Annotated in this window: 16 protein-coding genes; 7 read left to right on the forward strand and 9 right to left on the reverse strand. The window is 63.6% G+C overall.

Translation table 11 applies throughout. From position 1 onward, the window contains the following. Together NY08_RS00535 and NY08_RS00540 are read right to left on the reverse strand one after the other, a co-directional pair. Positions 1-1356, reverse strand: coding sequence for an FGGY-family carbohydrate kinase (locus tag NY08_RS00535; protein ID WP_052683681.1), 1356 nt, complete (start codon positions 1354-1356; stop codon positions 1-3). Between the two features lie 10 nt (positions 1357-1366). Next, positions 1367-2371 (reverse strand): LacI family DNA-binding transcriptional regulator, encoded by a 1005-nt coding sequence (locus NY08_RS00540; RefSeq protein ID WP_045194299.1) that lies wholly within the window; start codon positions 2369-2371, stop codon positions 1367-1369. A gap of 102 nt (positions 2372-2473) precedes the next feature. Between NY08_RS00540 and NY08_RS25025 the strand changes: the two genes are divergently transcribed. Further along, positions 2474-3028, forward strand: coding sequence for an AAA family ATPase (locus tag NY08_RS25025; RefSeq protein WP_052683682.1), 555 nt, complete (start codon positions 2474-2476; stop codon positions 3026-3028). Here the strand turns inward: NY08_RS25025 and NY08_RS00550 are convergent. Both NY08_RS00550 and NY08_RS00555 read right to left on the reverse strand, forming a co-directional pair. After that, positions 3013-4020, reverse strand: coding sequence for a LacI family DNA-binding transcriptional regulator (locus NY08_RS00550; RefSeq protein ID WP_045194301.1), 1008 nt, complete (start codon positions 4018-4020; stop codon positions 3013-3015). The two genes, NY08_RS25025 and NY08_RS00550, sit on opposite strands and share 16 nt — an antisense overlap. 31 nt (positions 4021-4051) lie before the next feature. Next, positions 4052-4777: an SDR family oxidoreductase gene (locus tag NY08_RS00555; protein WP_032395045.1), complete on the reverse strand. Its 726-nt coding sequence runs from the start codon at positions 4775-4777 to the stop codon at positions 4052-4054. 405 nt (positions 4778-5182) lie between these two features. On the opposite strand from NY08_RS00555, the gene NY08_RS00560 reads away from it, so the two are divergent. The 4 genes from NY08_RS00560 to NY08_RS00575 all read left to right on the forward strand — a co-directional run bounded on the left by NY08_RS00560 (position 5183) and on the right by NY08_RS00575 (position 9661). Continuing rightward, positions 5183-5962 carry an ATP-binding cassette domain-containing protein gene (locus NY08_RS00560; RefSeq protein WP_032395046.1) on the forward strand — a complete coding sequence of 260 codons (780 nt, stop codon included), beginning with the start codon at positions 5183-5185 and terminating at the stop codon, positions 5960-5962. Next, complete coding sequence (locus NY08_RS00565; protein ID WP_082073654.1) at positions 5959-7056, forward strand: ABC transporter permease; 1098 nt, start codon at positions 5959-5961, stop codon at positions 7054-7056. Before NY08_RS00560 ends, NY08_RS00565 begins: the two co-directional genes overlap by 4 nt. 53 nt (positions 7057-7109) lie before the next feature. Continuing rightward, complete coding sequence (locus NY08_RS00570) at positions 7110-8081, forward strand: ABC transporter substrate-binding protein (RefSeq protein ID WP_032395047.1); 972 nt, start codon at positions 7110-7112, stop codon at positions 8079-8081. Between the two features lie 104 nt (positions 8082-8185). After that, complete coding sequence (locus NY08_RS00575) at positions 8186-9661, forward strand: mannitol dehydrogenase family protein (protein WP_045194303.1); 1476 nt, start codon at positions 8186-8188, stop codon at positions 9659-9661. On the opposite strand, the gene NY08_RS00580 is transcribed toward NY08_RS00575, so the two are convergent. Further along, a complete protein-coding gene (locus NY08_RS00580) occupies positions 9649-10440 on the reverse strand; it encodes an acyl-CoA thioesterase (protein ID WP_045194305.1) in 792 nt (263 codons plus the stop codon). The genes NY08_RS00575 and NY08_RS00580 overlap by 13 nt on opposite strands. Before the next feature lie 79 nt (positions 10441-10519). Then, positions 10520-11569, reverse strand: a complete 1050-nt coding sequence (locus tag NY08_RS00585) for an SDR family oxidoreductase (RefSeq protein WP_045194306.1) — start codon at positions 11567-11569, stop codon at positions 10520-10522. 88 nt (positions 11570-11657) lie between these two features. Between NY08_RS00585 and NY08_RS00590 the strand changes: the two genes are divergently transcribed. Next, positions 11658-11975, forward strand: a complete 318-nt coding sequence (locus NY08_RS00590; RefSeq protein WP_045194308.1) for an ArsR/SmtB family transcription factor — start codon at positions 11658-11660, stop codon at positions 11973-11975. Here NY08_RS00590 and NY08_RS00595 read toward each other — a convergent pair. Next, entirely contained in the window at positions 11959-13440 is a 1482-nt protein-coding gene (locus tag NY08_RS00595) for a restriction endonuclease subunit M (RefSeq protein ID WP_045199465.1), read from the reverse strand. The genes NY08_RS00590 and NY08_RS00595 overlap by 17 nt on opposite strands. An 82-nt stretch (positions 13441-13522) precedes the next feature. Here NY08_RS00595 and NY08_RS00600 point away from each other — a divergent pair, with 82 nt between their 5' ends. Beyond that, positions 13523-14026, forward strand: a complete 504-nt coding sequence (locus NY08_RS00600) for a DUF1648 domain-containing protein (protein WP_045194310.1) — start codon at positions 13523-13525, stop codon at positions 14024-14026. A 1-nt stretch (position 14027) separates the two neighbouring features. Here the strand turns inward: NY08_RS00600 and NY08_RS00605 are convergent, their stop codons facing one another. Both NY08_RS00605 and NY08_RS00610 read right to left on the reverse strand, forming a co-directional pair. Further along, positions 14028-15419, reverse strand: coding sequence for an outer membrane protein assembly factor BamB family protein (locus NY08_RS00605; protein ID WP_082073655.1), 1392 nt, complete (start codon positions 15417-15419; stop codon positions 14028-14030). Further along, on the reverse strand, positions 15416-16651 hold the full coding sequence (locus NY08_RS00610) for a hypothetical protein (RefSeq protein WP_052683683.1): 1236 nt from the start codon (positions 16649-16651) through the stop codon (positions 15416-15418). The genes NY08_RS00605 and NY08_RS00610 overlap by 4 nt, the downstream gene beginning before the upstream one ends. Between the last annotated feature and the right edge of the window lie 70 nt (positions 16652-16721).

The following is a 16721-nucleotide window of genomic DNA, read 5'->3' on the forward strand; positions in this document are numbered from 1 at the left end:
TCAGATCTCTATGAGCGTCAGTAGTCGCGCCGCGAACAACGCTGCGCCGTAGGCGGTGTCCTGGGCGCGGGTGGAGACCGAGACATCGGGGAGCACCTGCGCGCGGGCATCTCGAACGCTGGCCATGCTCGCCCAGCCGCCGGTGAGCAGCGTGGAACGGGCCGGGGCAACCTCCGCGTCGAGGGCGGCGATGAGCCGCGCGATCTCGTCGTTGCCGTGCAACAGAATCGAACGGAACAACTCCGCCGCGTTCACCCCGTCCGTCCGCACGGTGATCGACAGAACCCCGTCGTCGTTGCGGGCTCCGGCGATGTCGATACCGCCGTCGGTGGACGGTCCACCGGCAGGCAATGCGCACACCCGCTGATCGAGCAGGTCACGCCCGGCGCGGTCGGTGATGTCGCACAACTGCAACGCCCGTCGCATCAACAGCCCGGTCTTGACTCCGGCGACGAGTACGTGTTGGCCCGGAACCACATGCCGCACCGAATTGATCAGATGATCGGCCAGACGGCTTCGTGCATCGGGCGTCAGCGGAGCGTCGAGCACTCGCAGCAGCACCTCGGCGGTTCCCATCGACACGTGATAGCGGTCGTTGGGGATTGCCCCACCCGATACGGCGGAGACGAGGTGGTCATGGCCGGCCACGGTCAACCGTGCCCCCGCGATGGCGTCGGGGAGGGCGGGTCCGGTTGCCGTTCCCAGATCCGTGCCCGCATCGACGAGAGGCGGGATGAATTCGGCCCCGACGCCCAAGTGCGTCAACATCTCCGACCACGGCTCGCCGGTGTCCTGATCGAGCAGGCCGGTTCGGGAACCGAGCGAGTAATCGGCCACCGCGCGGCCACCGAGGGACAGCACGACGAACTCGGGAAGGTTGAACCATCGCAGTCCGGCCAGCTTCAGTCCGTTGTCGCGCAGGTGCGCGATCTTGACCACCGACACCTGGACGCCGACGGGAAGGCCTGTCTTCCCGGCGAACCGGTCACGTAGATCCTGGGGTAGTGCGTCGACCTGCTGTTGCCCTCGGGGATCGAACCACGCGAATGCCGGCGCTCGGACAACGTTGTCTTGATCCAGAAGAAAGCCCGTCTCACCCATTCCGGACACCGCGATCGCATCGATGCGCGACGCGGGATCGCCGGTCACCTCGGGCAGTCGGCGCGCGACGGCCTCGAGCAGATTCGCGATGGTGGCGAGCAAGTCCTCGGCCGCGAGATCGGTGGTACCGCCCGGGCCGTGACGCCACGGTGTCGGACTCTGCTCGATGAGCATTTCGGTGCCGGCATCGTCGGTGACGAGTACTTTGACGCCGGTGCTCCCGAGGTCCAGTCCCGCAACAAGTCTGGGGTTCACGGAGTTGGTCTCATTTCTGTACGGGTAGGGGGAGTGCATGCGAGAGTCTTTCCACCAACGTGGTGGGCGCGACCTGCTGCTCCGGTTCGAGGTAGGGATCGTCGAAACGCTGCACCAGCCGATCGAACGCGAGTGTGCCGATGCGATACGGGTCTTGGTCGATGCATGTCACCGATGGACTGACGGCATCGGCGAGCGAGAAATTACCGAACGAGACCATCGCCACGTCGGTGCGATCCATTTCGTGCAGCACCGATACCACGGCCGTCGCATGACGTGCGTTGGCGACGAAGAAGGCGGTCGGCGGATTGCGTAGTGCCAGTAGCTTCTTCACCACGGGCCGTACCGAATCGGCGGCGTGCGACACCGGGGGAGCAAGTGCCACGTCCGGCTTCTGGCCGAGGTTCGCGAGAACATCGAAATACGCCTCACGGCGCAACTGCGCGGTCTGCAGTCGATCGTCGAAGCCGAGCAACGCAATTCGGGTGTGCCCGCCCTCCACCAGTTTCTCGACGGCTCGTTTGGCAGCGCCGTAATCGTCGACGATGACCGAATCGAGTCCCGGGATGGAACGGTCGATGGTCACCGTGGGCAATGTCCGACGCCGAGGCACGAGGAAGTCGCTGTGATCGCCGACCGGCGCGAGAATGATGCCGCGCACGTGTTGACCGGCCAGCAGTGCCAGCTGGTCACGTTCGCGCTGGGCGTCGAACCCGGTGCTGCCGACGATGACGGCGAGTCCGTGTTCGAGAGCTCGATCCTCGACGGCACTGACCAGGGAAGCGAAGAACACGTCGTCGATGGAGTCGACGACGATGCCGATGGTGTTGCCCGATCCCGATTTCAACGAGCGCGCAGCCGAATTGGGGACGTAGTTCAGCGTCTGCACCGCGGCCTCGACGCGTTCGCGCAACTCGGGCAAGACGGTGTCCACGCCATTGACGACGCGGGAGACGGTCTTGAAGCTGACGCCTGCCAATGCGGCGACGTCTTTGATGCTTGCGCGCTCGGTCACGTGAACTCTCGATCGGAGGGATTGCGTTTCGCTGTAGCAAGGTGCGAGACAACGTTGTCTTGTATGATTCCCGCTATGCCTCATGTCTGTCAAGACGTTTCCGTGATCGATCGGGATCGACTGCCGGTCCTTCTCGTCGCGGGTGCTGCCGGGAGTGGAAAGACCACCCTGGGACGCGAGCTGGCGCGCCGTTTCCGCATCCCCTTGCTCGACCTCGACACCCTGACGAATCCGCTTCTCGATCAGCTGGATTCGGTGTCGGTCGGCCCGCACTGGAACAGTCCAGGGCCGCACTCGGAGCAGATTCGAGCCGGCCGATATGCAGTATTGCTCGCCGCTGCCACCGATCTCGTGGACATCGGTCAGCGGCCGGTCCTCGTGGCTCCGTTCACTCGTGAGCTGACCGGTGGCGCGGAATGGGAGCAGCTGATCGCGCAATTGGCACCGGCCACAACGTCGGTCGTGCACGTGGACGGCTCGCCGGAACTTCTGGCGCGTCGACGGGCGGCCCGTGGGGCGGAGCGCGACGCACATCGGCCGTCGGATACTCCGGCGGAGAAGCCGCGTGTTCCTCATCTGCGGGTCGATGCCGAGCTGTCCACCGAGCAGCAGGTCGAGCTGGTCGCGGGAACTCTCGAGGGCTACGTGCAGCGATGATCGCTTCCGGGCGTGCACGATCGACGTTCGATCAGCTCGACCTCGAGTATGTTTCGCCGCTTGAAGCGCTTGCCGGGATTCTCGATTCGGCCCAGTAGTCGCTCGATGGCCAACCGGCCCAGCCGAGCAGGATTCTGGTCGATCACCGTCACCGGTGGCATCACGGCATCGGCAAGGGGAAAGTCGCCGAATCCGACGAACGCCAGATGCAGCAAGTTCATCTGCTGCAGAACGGGGACACATGCCATGGCCACGCGTGCGTTGGAGAGGAACAGCGCTGTCGGTGGATCGTCGAGCGCGGTCAGTGCGGTCAGGGCGCTGCGTGCATCGTCGCGGCCCATGACGCCGAGCGCAACGAGGGATTCGTCGAACTCGATTCCTCGGGCCTGCAACGACTCTCGATACCCCTTCAGCCGATTTCGGCTGGTAGGAATGTTGGCACTGTCGCCGATGACCGCGATCCGAGTGTGGCCGAGTCGAAGCAGATGATCGGTGGCCAGCACCGCCCCACCGTGATCGTCGTCGACGAAGCTGTCGGCCTTGAGGCCATCGGGTCCGCGATCGACGAAGACCGTGGGAGTCTTGTCGATCCACCGCTCCAGATAGCCGTGGTCGGCACCCGTGGGTGCAATGATCAAGCCGCTCAACTGCCTCCGCAGCAGTGACTCGACCAGCGCCTGCTCCTGATCACCGTCGTGGCCCAGGCTGGTGATCAGCACGGCCATGTCGTCCTCACGGGCACGCTCCTCCACCGCGCGTGCGATGGAGGAGAAGAATGGATCGTCGATGTCGGGCACGGCCACACCGATTGCCGCGGCTTGACCGTTGCGAAACGACGTCGCCATCGTGTTCGGAACGTAATTGAGCGAGTTCAGGGCATCGGTGACGCGAGCGCGCGTGTCGGGGTCGACGTGCGGGTCGTTGTTGTACACCCGTGAGACGGTCTTGGCGCTGACTCTGGCCAGCGCCGCGACATCCTGCATCGTGGTCATGATCTACCCCCGTCTGCTCGTCGTCCGCTCGTCATCGACTGGTGTAGCCGCCGTCCACCGGCAACGACACTCCCGTCACCATGGAAGCATCATCGCTCAACAAGAAGGCAATTGGCGCGGCAATCTCGTCCTCGGTGGCCCAGCGACCCAACGGCATCTGTGCCAGGAACGGCTCCTCGATCTCCGGACGACCCCAGTAGAACGCGGACATCTCCGTCATCACGACGGTCGGATTGACTCCGTTGACCCGGATTCCGTGGCGGCCGAGTTCGAGGGCCGAGACGCGAGTGATGTTGTCCAGGGCTGCTTTCGAGGAACCGTAGGAGACGTGTCCTGTCAGCGCGACGAGACTGGCCTGGCTCGAGACGTTGACGATCGATCCGACGCCGGCGGCGATCATCGCGGGGACGGTGTACTTGATGACGAGCAGAGCGCCGCGCGCGTTGATGGCGATGACCTTGTCGAAGATCGAGATGTCGGTGTCCTGAGGCGTCGCGATCTCGCCGCCGAAGCCCGCGCAGTTCACCACCCCGTACAGCTCCAAGCCGGAGACGGCGTCACGCACGCTGTCTTCCGACGTCAGGTCGAAGGCCAGGGGTTGTGCGCCGGTCTCGTCGGCGAGCTTGTCCAATGCATCCACCGACTGGCCCGCGGCAACGACATCGGCACCGTCGGCCACGAGCCGTCGCACCGTCGCCGAGCCGATACCTCCGCTGGCACCGGTCACCAAGATCGTCCGGCCGTCGAACTTCGCCATGGGGTCTACCTCTGCTGTTCCGAATGGATATGTCATCGATGTCATCGGCTCGCTGAGCGCACGCGATGTCATCGGTGTCATGGACGGTACCTCAGGACACGTCCGACGGCTCGAAAATCGAACAGATCGAGTATTTCTGCAGCTGAGAGACGGTACCGTCCGGTCCGATAGTGGTTCGACAGTGCGCCACCTTCCATGTGCATCGTTTGTGTCATGTCACCGGTGACATGAATTTTCGCGAAACACGTGACAACGCGGGTTGCGTGGGTCACACTCGTTTACACAACGAGCCCCGCGGGGAGCTCGACCCGCCTCGCAGATCACGTTCACCGACCGAGCTGCACGGGCACCGGTGGGGGTGTCCATCCCGCACCCGAAGGTTTTCGATCCGACCTAGGAGTACCCATGGCCAGCGTTGCACCTGTTGCGACACCGATCCTCGAAGCGAGGGGATTGTCGAGGAGCTTCGGAAACGTGCGCGCCCTCGACGACGCCGATTTCGACATCTACCCCGGCGAGGTCGTCGCCCTCATCGGCGACAACGGTGCCGGCAAGTCGACGTTGGTCAAGGCGCTCTCGGGAAGCCTTGCCGTCGACACCGGCGAGATCCTGTTCGACGGCACCGCCGTCGATCTCGACAGCCCAACGGTGGCAGCGGAACTCGGCATCGAGACGGTGTTCCAGGATCTAGCGCTCGCGCCGCACCTCAACGCCCAGCAGAACATGTTCCTCGGCCGGGAGCTGCCGGCGAGAGGCCCGCTCGGCCGACTCGGTTTCCTCGACGTGTCCACGATGCGCAAGCAATCGCAGGCCGCTCTCGACGAACTGGGAGCCACCGTTCGCAGTCTGACCGTCCCGGTCGGCTCGATGTCCGGTGGACAGCAGCAGGCCATCGCCATCGCACGTGCCGTCGCATGGGCCAAGGGGGTTGTGTTCCTCGACGAACCGACCGCTGCGCTCGGCGTGGTGCAGACCCGCAACGTACTCGACACCATTCGTCGGGTGGCAGATCGGGGAGTGGCAGTGGTCTTCATCAGTCACTCGATGCCACACGTCATCGAGGTCGCGGACCGCGTGCAGGTGCTGCGGATGGGCAGACGCGTCGCCACTCTCGACGCCAAGAACACGACCATGGAAGAACTCGTCGGTGCGATGACCGGCGCGACCACCGGAGCCACACGATGAGCAATCAGATCATCACCCCATCCATCGAACCGTTGCCGCCGAGCGAGAAGCCGTCGAAGCACACGTTCGACCTCGTCGAATCGCTCCGTAACCTCGCTCGCGTCCAGGTCTTCCAGATCGTCCTGGTGTTGGCAGCCATCTGCATCGTGTTCTCGATCATGGCTCCCGGGAGTTTCCCCGAGTGGGGCAACATTCGGCAGATCATCCAGAACGTCTCCATCCTGGCCGTCCTCGGGATCGGCATGACGTTCGTGATCGTCACCAGCGGCATCGACCTTTCCGTCGGGTCGGTTCTCGTCTTCTCCGGTGTCGTCTCGGCCAAGACCATGGCAGCCATCGGTGGCGACGGATGGGGAGTCGCCGCCGTCGGGATCGTGGTGGCCCTGGGATGCGGCCTCTGCTGGGGATTGCTCAACGGATTTCTGATCGGCAAGGCCAATGTGCCTCCACTGATCGTCACGCTCGGTACCCTGGGCGGCGCACTCGGGCTCTCGCAGGTCATCACCGGCGGCGTCGACATCCGAGACGTTCCACCGGTACTGGTCGACACGATCGGGTACGGAAATCTACCGGCCACCACCATCCCGCTGATCTCGAGCATCGCCCTGGTGCTGGTGGTCATCTTCGGAATCGTGCTGCATCGCACCAAGTTCGGTCTCTACACGTTCGCCGTCGGCTCGAAGGAACAGTCCGCTCGTCGAGTCGGCATCAAGGTGGACATGCACCTGGTCAAGATCTACGCACTCTCGGGCACCCTCGCCGGACTCGCAGGAATTCTGTCGCTCTCGCAGTACGGCACCACCGCCATCGCGGGTCAGTCGCAGACCAACCTCAATGTCATTGCGGCCGTTGTCATCGGCGGAACGAGCCTGTTCGGTGGCATCGGCACGATGTTCGGCACCGTCGTCGGACTCTTCATTCCCGCGGTGCTGCAGAACGGATTCGTCATCGTCGGCGTTCAGCCGTTCTGGCAGCAGGTCGCCGTCGGCGCCGTCCTCATCGCCGCCGTGTACTTCGATCAGCGTCGTCGTGACGCAGCGAGTCGAGGTCAGTCGCCCAGTTCGCTCAAGAAACTCTGGTCCCGAAGTCCGTAGCTCGGGCCGGCCCACAACTCCCTCTCGCACAATCCCTTACAAGAAAGTCGACCATGATCACATCACGCACCGCCGTCGTTGCACTGAGTGTCGCTTCGGTCTCCGCCATGTTTCTGGCGGGCTGCTCGTCCGACTCCGGAAGCGGTGACGGCAGCGGCAAGATCGCCTTCATCCAGGGCGTGAGCGGCGACGAGTTCTACATCAGCATGCAGTGCGGAATCGAAGCTGCAGCCGAGGCCGCCGGCGTCACCGTCGACACTCAGGGCCCGGTCAAGTTCGATCCAACGCTGCAGAAGCCGATCGTCGATTCAGTCGTCGCATCGCGGCCGTCGGCCATCCTGATCGCGCCCACCGACGTCGCGGCGATGCAGGCACCGTTGGCGGCTGCGGCGAACGCGGGCATCAAGGTCGTCCTCGTCGACACCACCCTCGAAGATCCGTCCATCGCGGTGTCGTCGATCTCCTCGGACAACAAGGGCGGTGGAGCGGAAGCATTCAACGCCATCCAGGAGCTCAACCCCTCCGGCGGCAAGGTTCTGGTCATCTCCACCGACCCCGGTATCTCCACCGCAGATGCGCGTGTCGAAGGCTTCGAAGAGGCCGTAGGAGCCAATTCGGCATTCGACTACCTCGGAGTGCAGTACAGCCACAACGACCCGGCCGAAGCTGCCCGTCTGGTCTCGGCCGCTCTGGCCAAGGACCCCGACATCGTCGGCATCTTCGCCGCCAACACCTTTGCAGCCGAGGGCACCGCGACGGGCGTCCGGCAGGCAGGCAAGCAGGACCAGGTCAAGATCGTCGGATTCGATGCCGGTCCCGCACAGGTCAAGCAGCTGCGTGAAGGAACAGTGCAGGCACTGATCGCCCAGCAGCCCGACACGATCGGCACCGACGGCGTCGAGCAGGCCATGGCTGCGATCGACAACAAGCCGGTCACGTCCGAGATCTCCACCGGCTTCCACGTCATCACGGCCGACAACATCGACGGCGACGGTGCGCAGTACGTCTACAAGTCGTCCTGCTGACCTGTAGCACCTCGAACTGCGGTGGTGCTCCTGGTGGCAGCACATGCCCGGGAGCGCCACCGCTCACCAATTCCATCCGAATCGTTCGATCCGAGGAACCTGTCATGACCATGCTTCGCCGCGCGACGTTGGAAGAGCTGCCCGCGACCGTCACGAAGCCGGCCTACGACTTGGACGAACTGCACTGCGGTGTGGTGCATTTCGGCGTCGGCGCGTTTCATCGCGCACATCAGGCGGTGTACTTCGACCGGCTGCTCGCGGCCGGGCATCTCGACTGGGCTCTGTGCGGAGTGGGAGTGTTGCCGGGAGACAGGAAGATCGGGGACGTCCTCGACTCGCAGGACCACCTCTACACCCTCGTCACGGTGGATCCGGACGGTCGACGGGACGCCCGGGTGATCGGTTCGGTCGCCGACTTCGTCTACGCGCCCGACGATCCGCAGGGCGTACTCGATGTGCTCAGCTCACCCGCCACGATGATCGTGTCCTTGACCATCACCGAGTCCGGTTACGGCGTCGACGACGCCACCGGAGCGTTCACGCCCACCGATCCCGCAGTGCTGCACGACCTGGGGGATATCTCGGTACCGTCGAGTGTCTTCGGCTTCCTCACCGTTGCCCTCGCCACCCGCCGGTACCACGGGATTCCGCCCTTCACCGTGATGTCGTGCGACAACATCGTTCACAACGGGTCGGTGACCCGAACGGCGTTGACCTCGTTCGCCCGCCATCACGACGCCGATCTCGCCGACTGGATCGATACCACGGTCGCGTTTCCCAACTCGATGGTCGACCGCATCACCCCCGCTACGACGACCGCCGTCGTCGACGACGTGCGCAACGACTTCGGAATCGACGACGGCTGGCCGGTACGGTCGGAATCGTTCTCGCAGTGGGTGGTCGAAGACACGTTCTCGTTCGGGCGGCCGCCCTTCGACGAGGTCGGAGTGCAACTCGTCGCCGACGTCGCGCCGTACGAACACATGAAACTGCGGCTGCTCAACGGCTCCCATCAGGCGATGAGCTACCTCGGCATACTCGCCGAGTACACCCACGTGCACGAGGTGATGGCCAGCCCAGACCTGCACGAATTCGTGGCGTCGTACATGCGGAACGAGGCCGCACCCACCCTCGCCCCTGTACCGGGAATCGACATCGACGGCTACATAGACCAACTGCTGCAACGCTTTTCCAGCCTTGCCGTTCGCGACACGCTCGAACGGCAGATCGTCGACGCGTCCGCCCGCATTCCGAAGTTCGTACTACCGGTGATTCGCGACCTGCTGGCCCGGGATCGATGCGTCGACCACTGCGCGTTGATACTCGCAGCGTGGTGCGGTGTCTACGAGCGCGGAGACGTGCCGATGCTCGACGCGGATGCCGAACATCTTCAGCGGCTGTCCTGGGAAGACCACGACAACCCCGGTGCCTTCGTGGCGAATCCTGCTGTGTTCGGGGACCTCTCGACCAGTCCTCGGCTGCGCGGCGCGTACCAGAGGGCCAAACGGTCGCTTCAGGACAGCGGAGCGCGCGGAGCCGTACGGCGCGTGCTGGAACAGTCGGTCGGTCAGGCCTTGTAATAGACCACCTGGTGACTCGTCGCCAGCAATGTCCCGCCCTCGGTCCACAGTTCGGCCGTCTGGTCGAAGTAACCCCGGTGGAAGCGGCGCGCTCGGGCAGTGCCGAGGATGTACCCGTCGGAGTGGCTGACGAGATCCTCGGGCGTCGCGAAGAAGTGGGTCGTCAGTGAGATGGTGCCCGCCGGAACGTAGCGACCGAGACGCTGAAAGATCCTGGGATAGAACACATCGCTGAGCGATGTCAGTGCCGGGAAGTCCAACGGACGCGGCGGTGTGTCTCGAATCCACAGGGTTTCGGTCGAGTCCGCGGATTCCTGGTCGCTCAGAGCGCCTGCCACGAAACGCATCTCGTAGTTCTGTGCCCAGGCGATCGCATCGGGAAAGGTGCCTCGGGGCGTCTCGGCGGGGGAGGGAACGGTCGGTGCCACTGCCTCGATGGTGTCCCACGTCTCGCGCCTCGTACCGAACACTGCTGTTGCGGTAGTGGCGACGTCGCCACCCTGAGTCAGTTCGAGATACCAGTGTTGATTGCTTCGGTTGGTGCGCACGGCACGCGCCGAGATATCGAACTCACCCTCGGCGACGGGGCCGGCGAAGTTCACCGTCAGCGAGACCGGTGAACCCAGACATTCGGGATGCAGCTCGATGGCACGGACGAACGTTGCGGCGGTGAGACCACCGAACGGGCCGACCATGTTGTTGTACGGTGCCGACGTCTTACCGCGGTAAGTGCCGTCGGCGACGGTCTCGAGTGCCACTGCTGTGTCGAACGGATGCATTGTTCTCCCGTAGGTCTCGATCGGCGTTGGTGCCGATTCAAACTATCCGGCTCACCTACACGCCACGCAGGGTGGCTCCTCACGGAATGATTCGCCGGCTGCGTAGCTCGGCGAAGATCCCGGCGAACATGGCCTCGGTGTCGACGAAGCGGTGAAATCCCATGCGACGGGCCTTGGAACCGTCGGCGATGACGTCGTAATCCCAGGAGAACACGAAATCACCGAATGCCCAGGAAGAGACGTCGGAATACGGAGTCGACTGCAGTCCGTGCTCGGCGACGATGGAATCCCACAGCGGCTCCTTGTCTGCCATGGCGTCCGCCAGGGACATCGGTAACGGAGTTGCGGTGTCGAGGTCGAACAGACCCGCGATGCGCGGCCACATCTCGCTCCAGCGAAACAGGTCGCCGTTGGTGATGTTGAACGCCTGATTGGCGCAGGTCGGCGTGGTGGCCGCCCATACCGTCGCCTCGGCGAGCAACGATGCGTCGGTCATCTCGAGCAACGAGCCGAAGGCACCGGGCTTTCCCGGAAACCGCATGGGGACGCCCAGTTTCGCGCATATGGTGGCGTACACGGCGATCACCGTGGCCAGGTTCATCGGGTTTCCGAGAGCGACACCGCACACCACCGATGGCCGGATGGCCGACCAGGTCCACCGCTTGCCGAATTGCCGCGCCTCGAGAAACTGCTGCTGATCGACGTTGAACTCGGGCGGCATGTGGGGCGGATCGGATTCTCGCGCCGGGGTTTTGAAGGGCCCCAGGTGTGCGCCGTACACCTTGTATCCCTGCATCAGACTCACGTGCTCGAGGTCCGGTGAACTGTCCTCGATGGCCGTGACCACGTTGACGAGCATCGAGAGATTGGGGGCGACGAGTTCGGCCCAGCTCGGTCTCTCCTGATACGCGGCGTAGAAGATGTGCGTGACGTCGGTGAGCTCGGCCAGTCTGCGGTGCGTCTCGTCGGCGTCGAGCAGATCCACCGCGATGTGCCGGACGCGTCCGTCGTCGATACCGCCGCGGCGTGAGAGCCCGACGATGTCCCAATTACCTGTTCGCTGCAGGTGATCGACCAAGTTGCCGCCGATCACTCCGTTGGCTCCCACTACCACTGCTACGCGTGACATGAACTTCTCCTATCTGGATATCGCGATATTGCGATGTCTTTAGTAGACCACATATCGGGATATTGCGATATTGGAGTAGGCTTCGAGGGTGGCTGACGAACTGGACCCCGCAGAGCTCGCGGCGGTGTTCGGTGCGCTGAGCAATCCCGCGCGATTGGCGATCATGCGGTGGCTCAAGGATCCCAGTGACTTTCCGCCCCAGCTCGAGCCCGCCGAGGACGTGGGAGTGTGCCTCAAGCACATTCGATCGCGGGCGGGTGTTTCGCAGTCCACAGCCTCGCAGTACATGGCCGTGCTGCAACGCGCGCAGCTGGTGACAAGCACCAAGATCGGCCCCTGGGTGCATTACAAACGCAACGACGAATTCCTCGACCGACTGGCCGAGACAATCAAGTCCGATCTGTGAAGTCGTCGATCGCCTGATCGATCGAACTGCTGTCCGTGTGCACATCTCGCGCCCGGTCCCGCAGTGTGCGCCGGTCGGTTGTACGTGCGATGGCGCTCAGGTCGATGCGTTGGAGCAGCTTCTTCGTCACCGGTCGCTTGCTGTCCCAGAATGCGAGGGCCGCGATGAGATCAGTCGCTTCCGGTCCGGTCAACAGTGCATGGGCGACGGCGCATGCCGCTGGGTCCTCGAATGGCAGTAGATAGGTGGCGTCGTCGAACACCGCAGGTTTTCCGTCGTAGGGGCCGACCATCCTGAACTGCGGAATCTTGTGGAATCCGGAGATCGCGATCTTGTAGGGCGCAAACGTGTACGGCCCGACACCGAAGATGCAGAACCGGGCGCGATTTCGGTAGATCGACGACTTCCGGCCATCGAGAGCTGTCGCGTTGTCGGTCAGGTACTTCCACAACTTCGGTGCGCTGTCCGCCAACTGTGCGGTGTCGTCACCGGTGTGGGATTGCGGCACGATCATCCATCGCGAGACCACGCTCAACTTGTCGCGATAGACGTCGGTGCATTTGAACAGAGGAAACAGGAAGTCTGTCTCGACGTCGACCGCAGCTCCGAGTTTGGTTCGCGGGCCGTCGTTCTCGGCCAGTTCCATGACGGCAGACGCATCGTGTTTGATGCCCTGACGCCATATCAGTGGACTGATGCCATCGAACTGCTTGCTTCGCTCGTAGGCGTCGACGTCCGCGACGAGTTGTCCGTCGACCACTCCGATCCTGCTGCTGGGGTGCAGTGCGTCCATGCTCGAATACATCTGCGCGGTGTGGTCGGTTGCATCGGTTCCGAGTTCGACCACGAACCAGCAGGCATCGACTCCGGCGTCGAACCACTTCTTGGCGTCGATGGGGCGCAGACTCGAACCGGTGATCGGAAGGCCGTGCCGGGCGCAGTGCAACAGGACGTTTCGAGCTACCTGGGTTTTGCAGATCATCGCAACGGTGACCGGGCGATCTGCGAACTCGGCGAGCAACTTGATCCAGATGAACTCCGCAACATCGAAATTCGAGCTTCCGGTGATCGCATCGATGCCGCGCACGTTCCCGGTGTTCGCACGAGCCGGTCTGTTGCTGGAACCCAGAACCGACAGCTGTGAGTTGGTCACCCACGGTGGGTTGCCGACGACGAGGGTCGGGCCCGACTCCGACGTCCATGCGATGTCGCGCGCCAGGTCGAAATCGAAGATCGATGCTGTGATCACCCTGCCGAATATCGATGCTGCCGCGGCGTACTCGGGCTGCACTTCGATTCCGACCCGTTCTGTGTCGGGGTGACGCTCACCGATGACCGACAAGAAGTTCCCGACACCACACGTGGGTTCCAGGACACGAGTCCACTGCCGTCGAGGCAGGGTGTTCACCAACGCACGTGCCAACTCGATCGGGGTCTGGAAGTCCCCGAACTCGTTGTTGGGCATCGATGCCTCCGGCGGTGGTGCGAACAAGTTCCTTCTACGGCACTCAACCACACCACTGCCGAAGGCATTAAAGTCGACTGGGATGAAGCTCTCGCGTGCGGCCCTACTGCTGTCAACTCTGGCGTTCATCGTCGCTCTGATCTGGGTCGCCGTCACTGCGGGGGATCAAGTGCCCGCGCACTTCGACGGGTCCGGTCAGGTCGATCGCATGGAGTCGAAGCTGTCCTTCCTGCTCACGATGGGCGGCATCGGATTCGCGATCATCGGGTTGTTCGCGAGCATCGGGTGGTGGTTCCCCAAGGTTCCGGGGTCCATGGTGAATCTGCCGAGCCGGACGATGCACGAGTATTGGACTGCCGCCGAGAACCGACCCGAGCTGAACCGAAAGATGGCCGAGGACCTCGAGTGGATCGGTGCGGCAACGGCATTGCTGTTCGCCTGGATCACCGTCGTTGCGGGTGCAACGACGGGCGACTCGGTCAGCGTCTGGGTTCTCGCCGTCCCGACGGCGCTGTACCTGCTGGCCATTCTGGGATACGTGGTGTTCGTCGTCAAAGGCGGCCGGTACCGCGTACCGAAGAACTGAATCAGGGGAGTGGTTGCAGCATCGCCAATTTCGATCCGGACTGCACCAGATATCCGCCCTCGGTTGCGTCGACCAACAGCTCGAAGCTCATCGACTCGTCGTCCGGAAACATCATCGACGTCGATGCAGTCCACTCGGTCCCACCGGTGGTCACGTCGACCGCGGAGAGATCTGTTCCGGCCGAGGTCAACACCAGATCGTTGTCGCGCCCGATGATGCTGCCGTTCAGCTCGGCCTGCCACAGGTGCTCGCCGTCTCGCAGGTCGATCGCGGTGGTGCCATTGGATGCCTGCAGCAACCCGACATGGCCGATGACATGCGTCAGGGTGGCGTACGTGCGGGGCTCGTTGAGTTCGTCGCCGGGAAAGTCGTACGACAGGGCGTCGTCGCGCCACAGTTCCTCGCCTGTGTTGCGGTCGAAGGCCGTTTCACCGAGAACGATCGGTATCGCCGTGTCGGTGGGCTCGTCCAGCGAAGGTTGTTGTACGACAGGGCTGTCCGATCGTGCGAGGACCGTGCCGTCCGAACGGAAGGCGGCGGACCCTTTCGATTCCGTACTCGTACCCTCACAATCTCTCAACGACGCAATGGCCAGGTCGCCTGCGGTGCGTCCCACGGCTCCGAGACAATCCTCGAGGCTGTCCGTCTTCCAGAGTTGCCGTCCGGTCGAGGCGTCGAACGTGGAGAAACCGCCCCCGACGTCGAATGTTCCGATGTCGTCACCGACCTTCAATGCGGTGGCGTAATCGTCCTCCCAGCCGGCCGACGCGTGCAGCGGAACCGTCCAGTCGGCGCTCGGATTCTCCAATGTTCCGCGGTGCAACAGAATGTCACCGGCTTCGAGGTCGCCCGATGTCGTGTACACGCGATCGTTCGCAACCGTGACGGCGAACAGGTCGAGATCGGTGGGGTAGTTCCGCGATTCGCCGGTGATCGGATCGAAGGTGACGTAGCCCGGCGTCGCACCCCAGATCGGTTGATGGCACACGAGTCGGCCGCCGAGCGGCTCGTCGGCGCACGCGGCCAGGTCCGGAGCGGGGGTCTTCCACAGAACGCTGCCGTTCGCGGTGTCGATTCCGACCATGACTGCCTCGTCGTTGCCGGATTCCGAGGACACGACAGCCAGTGTCAGAGCGGTGTGGTCGATCAGAATCGAGCCGGCCTGCCATGCGTACATCGAACCTGTCCTCGGAGAGGCGAAGGTGGCTCCCTCCAGTCCGATGTCCGCCGCATCGACGGACCACGCCAACCCCGGTGCGTCGTCCGAGGAGTCGGTGATCTTCTTGATGGTCGTCGATCGGTCCTGGGTCACAACGGCTATCGAGGCACCGACCGACAGTGTTGCGACGATCGCCGCAACGACCAGTGTGGTGTTCTGGTTCCATCGCATCATCGAAGGTCCAATCCTGCTGTGTTCGCCAGGTTCTCGAGCAGTGCCGGATCCTGCACCGGTTGTGTCGTAGACACCGTGATCTCGAGCCCCGACGGCGTGGCGACGGAGACCGAAGAACCCGGCCCGTATTCGTTCGGTGAGACCAGCTGGGGCTCCTCCGTTGTCGCCGAATCGGATTCGAGGTCGGGCGTGGCCCGAGCAACGCTGATCGTGAGTTGCCCGGCAGTGCTGTTCACTGCCTGACACAGCCCGGAACCGAATTCGTTGGTGTGCAACGCACCCAACGGTGGTGTCGGAGCGAGCGCCGCCGCGTCTGCCCGACGGAGAGCGTCGTTGAGCGTTCGAATCTCTTCGCGGGAGAACGACGGCGTCGGTGAGTCGTCCCAGCCGACACCCCAGCCTGCGTAGCAGTCGGCGGCATTGCCCGGTGTTCCGGCAGGGATGGGAGCAGTGATCCTGAGGGCAGGGTCGGCGGCTATTCGGACCAGGTCGTCGAGCGTCAGTTTCAACGTGTCCGGGTCGTTCCCGCCGGAAACCGAGGCGGAGACGACGGACCCGTCCGGCGTGTACGCGGTGGCCGTCCGGGAGTAGGACCTCTGACCGTTGGTTTCGCGCCACGTGTCGTCGGTGTCCAGCACCGTTCCGTCCGGCAGACTCCGTCGCTCATCCACTTGGCCTGCCACGCACGGTGGTGGTTCGGCCGAGTCTGCCGGGCCGACACCGACACTGAGATAGTCGGACTCGCTACCCGAGGCCAGTGGGGTGGATGCGTGCGCCGAATCGAGGACGAAATCCTCGGATTCGCTCGACGCGGGTATCGGGCCGAAGTACATGGACGTGGTCGACGAGATCGCGGAGGGAAGTGCTGCCATCAACGCCTCGGACATGAGGTGCGCTCGGGGTCCGCTGTACCAGGGGGCCGCAGGATTGTCGTACGATTCATCGCCCGTGGTCAAGAAGGCGAGGGATGAGGATTCGCTCGGAGGCTCGACGGTGTCGCACCCCGGAATGCTTGCCGACGCGTCGACCTCCGGGGTGACCACCACGTATTCCTGCTGCGGAGGCTCCGGAACGGGTGTCGCCGATGTCGTTGGTAACGAGGTCAATTCGGGCTCCTCGGCCGGAGCGGTCAGTCCCGCTGCGACTACACCGAGTGCCACTATCGATACGAGGACGAGTGTGTTCAGCAGCGCGGAACGATTGCGTTCGGTGGGCTGCGTGTCCCCGTTCATGACCCTCGCTTCGTTCGCCGCATTCGCGACGAATGTCGCGCAACATTCATACCATTCGTTTTGCTAATCG

Origin of the sequence: Rhodococcus sp. B7740, from assembly GCF_000954115.1 — a bacterium.
Classification (GTDB): domain Bacteria; phylum Actinomycetota; class Actinomycetes; order Mycobacteriales; family Mycobacteriaceae; genus Rhodococcoides.

What these genes read in the sequence shown, in the direction of transcription:
- NY08_RS00585 (WP_045194306.1), bottom strand. Translation starts at nt 11,569, where the DNA reads ATGTCACGCGTAGCAGTGGTAGTGGGAGCCAACGGAGTGATCGGCGGC.
- NY08_RS00580 (WP_045194305.1), bottom strand. Translation starts at nt 10,440, where the DNA reads ATGCATCCGTTCGACACAGCAGTGGCACTCGAGACCGTCGCCGACGGC.
- NY08_RS00570 (WP_032395047.1), top strand. Translation starts at nt 7,110, where the DNA reads ATGATCACATCACGCACCGCCGTCGTTGCACTGAGTGTCGCTTCGGTC.
- NY08_RS00555 (WP_032395045.1), bottom strand. Translation starts at nt 4,777, where the DNA reads ATGGCGAAGTTCGACGGCCGGACGATCTTGGTGACCGGTGCCAGCGGA.
- NY08_RS00565 (WP_082073654.1), top strand. Translation starts at nt 5,959, where the DNA reads ATGAGCAATCAGATCATCACCCCATCCATCGAACCGTTGCCGCCGAGC.
- NY08_RS00605 (WP_082073655.1), bottom strand. Translation starts at nt 15,419, where the DNA reads ATGATGCGATGGAACCAGAACACCACACTGGTCGTTGCGGCGATCGTC.
- NY08_RS00550 (WP_045194301.1), bottom strand. Translation starts at nt 4,020, where the DNA reads ATGACCACGATGCAGGATGTCGCGGCGCTGGCCAGAGTCAGCGCCAAG.
- NY08_RS00595 (WP_045199465.1), bottom strand. Translation starts at nt 13,440, where the DNA reads ATGCCCAACAACGAGTTCGGGGACTTCCAGACCCCGATCGAGTTGGCA.
- NY08_RS00560 (WP_032395046.1), top strand. Translation starts at nt 5,183, where the DNA reads ATGGCCAGCGTTGCACCTGTTGCGACACCGATCCTCGAAGCGAGGGGA.
- NY08_RS00610 (WP_052683683.1), bottom strand. Translation starts at nt 16,651, where the DNA reads ATGAACGGGGACACGCAGCCCACCGAACGCAATCGTTCCGCGCTGCTG.
- NY08_RS00600 (WP_045194310.1), top strand. Translation starts at nt 13,523, where the DNA reads ATGAAGCTCTCGCGTGCGGCCCTACTGCTGTCAACTCTGGCGTTCATC.
- NY08_RS00575 (WP_045194303.1), top strand. Translation starts at nt 8,186, where the DNA reads ATGACCATGCTTCGCCGCGCGACGTTGGAAGAGCTGCCCGCGACCGTC.